The organism is Rhodobacter sp. P1_C2 (assembly GCF_056406375.1).
Genome location: NZ_JBFUAG010000021.1, coordinates 42,671 through 50,429, shown reverse-complemented (window position 1 = coordinate 50,429; position 7,759 = coordinate 42,671). Strand labels below are relative to the sequence as shown.

General features: G+C 64.0%; 9 protein-coding genes. All 9 read right to left on the bottom strand.

Features of this window, described 5'->3' with window-relative positions:
• Positions 1–144 precede the first annotated feature (144 nt).
• Positions 145–840 carry a recombinase family protein gene (locus tag AC1DZT_RS24180; protein WP_478009211.1) on the bottom strand — a complete coding sequence of 232 codons (696 nt, stop codon included), beginning with the start codon at positions 838–840 and terminating at the stop codon, positions 145–147.
• A 94-nt stretch (positions 841–934) separates the two neighbouring features.
• Positions 935–1,504, bottom strand: a complete 570-nt coding sequence (locus AC1DZT_RS24175) for a phage terminase small subunit P27 family (RefSeq protein WP_478009210.1) — start codon at positions 1,502–1,504, stop codon at positions 935–937.
• A gap of 132 nt (positions 1,505–1,636) precedes the next feature.
• Positions 1,637–1,810, bottom strand: coding sequence for a hypothetical protein (locus tag AC1DZT_RS24170; protein ID WP_478009209.1), 174 nt, complete (start codon positions 1,808–1,810; stop codon positions 1,637–1,639).
• Positions 1,807–2,280 carry a hypothetical protein gene (locus tag AC1DZT_RS24165; RefSeq protein ID WP_478009208.1) on the bottom strand — a complete coding sequence of 158 codons (474 nt, stop codon included), beginning with the start codon at positions 2,278–2,280 and terminating at the stop codon, positions 1,807–1,809. The genes AC1DZT_RS24170 and AC1DZT_RS24165 overlap by 4 nt, the downstream gene beginning before the upstream one ends.
• A complete protein-coding gene (locus AC1DZT_RS24160) occupies positions 2,280–3,530 on the bottom strand; it encodes a site-specific DNA-methyltransferase (protein ID WP_478009207.1) in 1,251 nt (416 codons plus the stop codon). Before AC1DZT_RS24160 ends, AC1DZT_RS24165 begins: the two co-directional genes overlap by 1 nt.
• 264 nt (positions 3,531–3,794) lie before the next feature.
• Positions 3,795–4,187: a DUF2177 family protein gene (locus AC1DZT_RS24155; protein ID WP_478009206.1), complete on the bottom strand. Its 393-nt coding sequence runs from the start codon at positions 4,185–4,187 to the stop codon at positions 3,795–3,797.
• 110 nt (positions 4,188–4,297) lie between these two features.
• Positions 4,298–7,336 carry a bifunctional DNA primase/polymerase gene (locus AC1DZT_RS24150; protein ID WP_478009205.1) on the bottom strand — a complete coding sequence of 1,013 codons (3,039 nt, stop codon included), beginning with the start codon at positions 7,334–7,336 and terminating at the stop codon, positions 4,298–4,300.
• Positions 7,337–7,549, bottom strand: a complete 213-nt coding sequence (locus AC1DZT_RS24145; RefSeq protein WP_478009204.1) for a helix-turn-helix transcriptional regulator — start codon at positions 7,547–7,549, stop codon at positions 7,337–7,339.
• Positions 7,550–7,717, bottom strand: coding sequence for a hypothetical protein (locus AC1DZT_RS24140; protein ID WP_478009203.1), 168 nt, complete (start codon positions 7,715–7,717; stop codon positions 7,550–7,552).
• Between the last annotated feature and the right edge of the window lie 42 nt (positions 7,718–7,759).

The following is a 7,759-nucleotide window of genomic DNA, read 5'->3' as shown; positions in this document are numbered from 1 at the left end:
ACATCACAAACACGCGCCCCGGGAGCCAGGCTCTCGGCCACAACCCGTGCCTTCAGATCATCCGGCCAACGCCGCCGCCCGGTTGGCCCATCCAGAACCTCGATGCGCGAAACTCCCTTGCGACTGGGAACCTCCATCCGGTGCTCATTTTGGTGTTCCACTGCCAAACTCCTGCAAACTCAGTTGCAGGGCGGCATGCCCGAAAGACCTTCGCCCCGGAACCACGGGGCCGTCGCACCGCTTACGCCTTGTCCGGATTCCCCGTCGGTTCAGTTCCACTGCCATGGCCCGGAGCGTGATATGCCCCTGCGCCTGGATGTTCGCCAGCACCGACGTCAGTTCTGCCGCGAAGTTATCCGCATTAGTCGAGACCACCTCCCTGAGGGCCACAGCGCCCTTTCCAGCGCGTCTGAGCGCCTCTGCTCCATTCGGGTTGCCCAACTTCACTCCGCGTGCCTTGGCCACTGCGAGGGCCTCCTTGGTGCGGCGGGAGATCGCCTCGCGTTCGGCCTGAGCCACGAGGGCCATGATGCCCACGGTCAGGTCGTTGGCCTCCGGCATATCAACGGCCAGGAAGTGGACACCGCTGTCGCGCAGTGTGAGCAGGAACGCGGCATTGCGGCTGAGCCGGTCAAGCTTGGCGATGACAAGGGTGGCTTTGGTCAACTCGGGGCGGTTGGGGTTCTTGCCACTCTCGACTTCGGTAAACCGTGCCAGGACTTCTGCGCCCCGGGAATTGGCGAACTTGTCGATCGACTGGCGTTGCGCCTCTAGCCCGAGCCCGCTGGCGCCCTGCCGGGCCGTCGAGACCCGCTCATAAGCAATGAACTTCTGCGCCATTGGCCTGACACTCCCCGGTGTTCATAACTGCCTAACGTTCGTTGCGCAGTTGTGTACATCGAAGGTGGGGAGCAGTGTAGCCCAAGGCGTTGAATTAAAATCCGGAATCCTGTGCTGGAATAGCGCTCACGTCGATGATGCGCTCGGCCTCCTCTTCCTCGCGCGCTCTGGGGCTGACGAACTGCGGCTGGATGACGATCCGAGTGACCTGCTCTGAGCCGAACTCCCAGGGCTTCGGCCGGTCGCTCATCTGGATGGCCAGGCGCGAGCGCGAGGCCGGGGTCAGGCCAAGCTCGGCCATGTATTTGGCCATCAACTCCAGCTGCTTGTTGGAGATCGTCAGCCAGGGCGATTGCTGGATGTAGCCCGAGGGCATGCGCAGGATCGCCGGCGTCTCGGCGAGCTTGCGTTCCGCCTCGACCCAACGTCCGTAGCACTGGCAATAGCCCGCCATCGTGGTGCGATCGACCTGCGTCAGAAGCCCGATCTTGTTGAGGTTGACCGCGATCCGGTTCCACTCGGCCTTGGCCTCCGCCGAGAGGTGGTCCGGACAGTCCGGCAGGCTGCCCGCAGGCTTGGGTTCGGACCCGTTGATGCGGCGCTTTCCGGGGTTGCCCTCGGCGATCTTCAGGGCGGTGGGTTTGGGCTTGCGGCCGCGTGTCATGTCTTGGTTCCGATCCGTTCCTGACCCGCCCGCCGATGGGAATACCGGGCTGCCAATTTCGCGGGTGTGTCAGGCGCAGGACCCAGCCGGTCCCATGGCCAATCCCCCCAGAGACTGACCGCCCCCCCCCCCTCAGGTCTCGTCGCTGTCCGGCTGCCGCGCATTGGACGCGATCAACGCGTTGATCCGATTGCGAACGTCGGTCACCTGGCGCAAGACTTGCGTAGTCCTTGCGTCAATGGCTTTCGCTTCAGACTGGGACAGCGACAAGGGCCCTGACACCGTCGGCGCGGCGTGGCGTCTCATGGGAGACTCCTCTCGGCGGTAAGCGGGATGGCATCGGGGAGCGCGGGCTGGGCGCAGATGGCTATTGGGGTGGATGCGGGCTGCAGTCTGTGGCTCAGGTCATTCAGACGCAGGAGGAGTTGCTGGCGCGCAGTGCCGGTGTGGCTGGTCTGGATGGGCCCGCCATCCTGCCCGGTCATCTCGAGATGCTGCGTCTCGCGCCAGCCGGCTTGGGTCTTGAGGTAGAAGATCATCGAGGTGGTATCGCCACCGCGTGCCTTGGCAATCAGCCCTTGCGCGATGGCCCCGATCGCCCGCGCCTTGCCTTTTTTATACCGTGCTGCGATCTCTTCATCCCGCTCCATCATCGCATAGAAGGTGCGGCGACCGATCCCGAAGTAGTCCGAGATCTGCTCGGTGGTCAGAACTGCCGCGAGGGTCTCGACCTCGGCCTTCTGCGCAGGCGTGAGTTCCATGGGCGGACGGGCCATCACGCCACCTCCTCTGCCGCGCGCTCTTCGCTGACCTCTGCAAAGGGCGCATCGCTGCCGGACAGCCGCGCCTCCCGCCCGGTGAAGGCCTGCCAGCGCCGGATCGCCACATCGACATAGGCCGGGTTCAATTCGATGGCATGGCAGATCCGTCCGGTGGTCTCGGCCGCAATCAGCGTGGTGCCCGAGCCGAGGAAAGGTTCGTAGACCACTTGACCCGGGCTCGAGTTGTTCAGGATCGGACGGCGCATGCACTCCACCGGCTTTTGCGTGCCGTGAACCGTCTCGCTGTCCTGGGAGCCGCTCGGGATCGACCAGAGCGTGGTTTGCTTGCGATCACCCGACCAATGCCCCGTGCCCTTGTCGCGCACCGCATACCAGCAGGGTTCGTGCTGCCAGTGGTAATGACCCCGGCTGAGAACGAGCCGCTCCTTGGCCCAGATGATCTGGCTCCGGATGCTGAAGCCCGCAGCCTCAAGGCTTTCAGCCACCTTGGCGGCATGGAGCGCCCCGTGCCAGACATAGGCCACCTCACCAGGGAACAGCGCCCAAGCCTCGCGCCAATCCGCCCGGTCGTCGTTCAGCACCTTGCCAACCCGTTTCGTCTCCGAGGCTCCCGCCTTGTTGCGCCAGGCGGGATCGTATTCAACCCCATAAGGCGGATCGGTCACCATCAGATGCGGGTGGATCGCCCCGTTCAGAGCGGAGACCGTCGCTGCCTCGGTGGCATCCCCGCAGATCAGCCGGTGCGACGCCAACAGCCAAAGATCCCCCGCCCTTGCCACCGGAACCTCGGGCACAGGCGGGACCTCGTCCTCACGCGGATCGGTTCCGGCTTCCCGCAGCAGATCGTCCAACTCCCTGCCGGTAAACCCGAGATCCAGCATGTCGATCCCAAGGCTCTGCAGATCCCCCACCTCGAGCGCCAGCATTTCCAGGTCCCAACCGGCCCGCTCGCCAAGCTTGTTGTCAGCCAGCACATAGGCCCGCTTCTGCGCCTCACTCAGATGCGACAGTTCGATCACCGGCACAGATCCAAGCCCCAGCTTGCGCGCCGCCATCACCCGCCCATGCCCCGCGATGATCCCGTTCGCCCCATCGACCAAGACCGGATTGGTGAAGCCAAACTCGCGGATCGAGCCTGCGATCAGCGCCACCTGACCCTCGTCATGCGTGCGCGCATTGCGGGCATAGGGGATCAGATCGCCGATCGGGCGGTAGGTGATTGCCAGTTGGTTCGCCCCGTCCATGCCCGCCTCCACTCTGCAGAAAATCTGGCCGCAGGAGCAGTATATCATCAAGCTAACGCATTGTATCTATGACATTTAACGACAAGACACGACACCGCATGACTAGCTCGCAGCCAAGGTCTCACTGCACGATATTTATGAGGGTCTTGGAACGGGATTCTTCTCGAGCCCGTTGGAAAGAGATTTTGAATTTACCGCCAGGCCTTATGACCCGACCACAACTCGCGCCGAAATCGGTGCGCAGCTCCCGTTCACCGCTGTCTGTCAAAGATCGAATCTCAACACGAGTGTGACGCCCGCCCAAGCGGCGAAGCCGGTAAGCATCGCACCCCAGATTGTGTCCGTGGCGACCATCGCCCAGGACCAATCCTTCATGATCGCCATGGATGTGAATTCATAGGTGCCATAGGCGATCGCGCCGATCACTGCCGCGTGCAGCGCTGCCCGCATCGGCGCAGAGTCACGCAAAGCAGGAGCAGAAACGACGAATACAAGGCCGGCCACATAGGCCAGGTAGAACACACCCGTTGGCACCAACATTGGGCTGTCGCGCATCGCGGCGCCGAGATGTCGTGTAAAGAGCGGCTTCATCACCATGGTCAGCATGACCGCGTCGAGGGCGAGGAAGATGATGGCGGTGATGGCGTAGAGGATCATTGAATGCTCCGTGACCGGGTTGCATGGGGGAGGTAGAGCGGAGATTCAACTTTGGTAGCGACGGGTTGCAGTCGGCCGAATATCCTTCCTGTCGCATCCGCTCGCACAAATTAGGTGACCCTATCAGGTAACCACTCGGCCAGGGGCCCGAGCGAGGCCTCGAGCCAGACCCGCGCCTCCTGCGCACTGGCAGCAATCCAGAAGGCGCGCTGCCAGCCTCGACCGCGCCCACCAATGCGGTAGGCAGCCGATTTAACCCCCATTTCCCTATAAGTATCTCCTATAGGGAAATGGGGGTTAAATCCGGCTCGTGCGAACAGGTGCTCTGCGGCTTTGGCTGTGCCAAACAGGTCCGGATGCAGCCTTGCCGCATCTGCCGGGCTGTCCACAGCCAACCCCGACAACAGCATACGCTGGATGATATCCGGGCAGACGAGATCCCACGCCTGCACCCGCTCATAGGCGATGGGCAGCGCGACATCGGCCATCAGATGTACCTCCACCGGATTGTCGGCCCTGCGGTTGATCCCGCGACCGCGGCCAAGTGCCTGCATGACCTCGTCATCGCAGATGGCGGCGCGTATGGTTTCGGCAGGCGCATCGGTGTGACGGATGGCACGGATGCCAGAGGAGCGACCGTTCTCAAGGACAACTCCGACATCCCGCGCCGTATATTTGCCCTGCACTGACTGGTCGAACAGAGCGCCGGTCATCTCGTTCAGACTATCCGACGGCGGCAGCAGGCGGCCAATGAGGAACAGCGCAGAGATATCACCCCAGCCATCCAGGCCCGCCACGGCGTTGTAATGTGCCGTCTCGACGCCGGGGATGCCTTCGAAGGCCGCCTCGATCGCCTGGTAGGTGATGACGAGGATCCGGCCACCGACATGGCGCAGGGCGTGCCAACGGACGTAATCGACGCATTCCTGAAGGCGGTTGGCGCGACGATTGTTTTCGGCGGCGCCGGCACGCGGGTCCTGACAGAGGTTGCCTTTGCCAAAGCTCCCGCTGATCAGCCTGACATGCTGATGCGGGGCATGGGCCTCCGCCGTGCTGACCTCAAGCCCGGGCAGAACGACTTGCGCGAGGTCTGGCCTGAGTGTGGCATCCAGATGCAGCAGCGGCAGGCGCGTCAGTTCACCCGCAATAGGCTTGCTGCGATAGATGCGGATCGGTCGCTGACCATCCTTGCCCATACCGCCAAGCCAGACCTTGCTTTGGGCCCCGTCCTGCCCCGCCAGGAGGCCGCAGAGCGCATTCCAGAGGCCGATGATCTGGAGGCCCAACCCGCGTCGCTGGCTGCAATCCATCGCCTCCTTGCGCTCGAGAGAGCCCTGTCCGGGGCGCAGATGTGCCGCAGGCAGGGCCTCGTGTTCCGCAGCAACGGCCTCCCGGCAGAAAGCCGTATCGATGCCCTGGCGCTTCAGGTCTGCGGCCAGAACCTCGCCCTCAGGCAACGTTGCCAAGGCCGCCGAAAGTCGCTGGCGTGCCACAACCAAATCGGCGCTTTTGCCACCCTGACGATCCTGCTTGCGCGATCCCGACACCCCCGTGATCCCGAGATAGGGCAAGGCCTCGACGGTCAACCCCTCATCCGCCTCATAGCTTCTCCGCCAGCAGGCCTCGTCTACCAAGACCAAGGCGAAGTCCTGTGTGTCCCCGGCAAAGCCGGTGAACATCGTGTCGTAAGCCGCGACGACCACCGGCGCCTCGGCCACGGCCCTGCGATTGGCCTGTTTGGCGCAGGTCGCAAACATCCGGCATTGGTGTTTTCCGCCACGAGCGCAGACGGAGGAATGAATGTCGAACCTTGCCGCGAGTGCCGCCCTGACGGCAAGAATGTCACGGCACATCGGTTCTCGCGTGACCGGGTCCTGCCGCTCATAGCCGCGCAGGACAACGGCATTGACGCCGAGATCGACCCAGGCTGCGGCGGTCTCATCGGCAAGCTCCAGCGAGGGAACCAGATTGAGGATCCGATGCGGCAAGCCATCGGCTGCAAGTTTCTGCACCAGACCGGCGATGTGGCGCCGCGCGGCCGTGCTCTTGCCCAGGCCAACGGTGGCGCGAATTCCAAGGCGGGGAGCCTCTTCCATGCCCGCCACTCGAACCCAGGCTTCCGTCGTCGCCATGGCCCGGCCCAGATGGGCATCCAGTTCCTGCCTGGCCTCGTCAACCTCAAGTGACGGTGGCACGTCTTCTGGCTCGACCCCTGCCTTGCGCCGGTCCGGCAACTGAACCTGGCGGTGCAGCCTGATCTTGTCGCGGGCCTTCCGGACCGCATCGCGCAGTCCATAGGCCTGATGCCCATCCTGTCGCGGCCGTGACAGGTCGGTTGTCGCCTCGAACCGCGCCCAGGCGATTTTTCCCAAGGCCGCCTCGTCGAGTTCATCGCCCCGGTCGAGCGCGTCGTGCACGGCATGGAATGCCACGATGGAGAGCCAGCCGTCGCGGCCATCTGTGACCAGCCCGTTGGCATCCCGGGTCTGGCCCTCGCCCGCATCGCCGCCGCCCCGTCGCGACCCAGTAGGGCCGGCACCGGCAATCGGCTGCAGTTCCGCAATCAAGGCCTCGATCATCAACTCGTCGACCAGCGGCAAAGTGTCGAGGCTCACGCCGAGCGGACTTTCGCCCAACGGCCAGTCATAGGGGTGCCCGGTGTCGGGGTGGATGCCGAAGGCCACAAACTGTTGGCCCTGGCCCAGGATCTCGATCTTGCCGACCTTGTATTTGGCGAACGGGTCTCCTGTCCGGTAAAGCAACAGGCGCTTCGGCCAGCGTCCGACCCGCAAAAGCGACGGGCCGAGCCGAGCCTTCACGATCTCGGTGGCCTGATGCGCGAGATCAACGTCGAGCAGGTCGATATCGATCCCCACCAAACGGCCAGTCCTGATGCCCACGCCGCAATGGCCGAACTCGCAGCACCAATTCTCGACCTGAGCCTCATCGATGCGGACTGTTGTCCAGCCATTCACAGCCGGGCGCTTCTGACCCGGAAGGATCGGCAAGGGCTCATAGCCCTGATCCAGCAGCTTCAGCGCCACCTCGGCGAAGGTGGGCGCACAAATGCCGTCGGGGCGGCGCTCGGCCCCCCTGTCGGTCGTATCGTCATGTTCCGGCAGGTCCCGCTGGGATCCCGCCTGATCCATCTAGGCCCCGGAGCCATTGATCTGAGCCTGTTCCCAGGCCAGCACATCCTCGAGGCGGTAAAGCACCCGACCGCCGAGGCGGATCGGCAACGGACCGACACCCACGGCTTCGCGGCGTTCAATTGTCCGGATGCTGACCCGCCAGAACCGGGCCAGTTCCTCCCGCGTCAGCCGGGGCGGCAGGATGGCTGCCTGGGGATCAGGGGCTTCCATTTAGTGCAGCGCCTGCGCCAGAGCCACGTAAACGGCGAAGAGCGCCCCGCCGTCCGCCATGACGCCCACGTCCTCAATCCGGTATTTGCGCCCGGCCAGAACAACTTGCGCCAAATCCCAGGCCCGGTAGTAGCCGGGCAGCTTCTCGTAGTCCGGTTCATCATCCATGCTTTCACCCTCCAATGGCCCGAACTCGCGGGCATCTGCAGG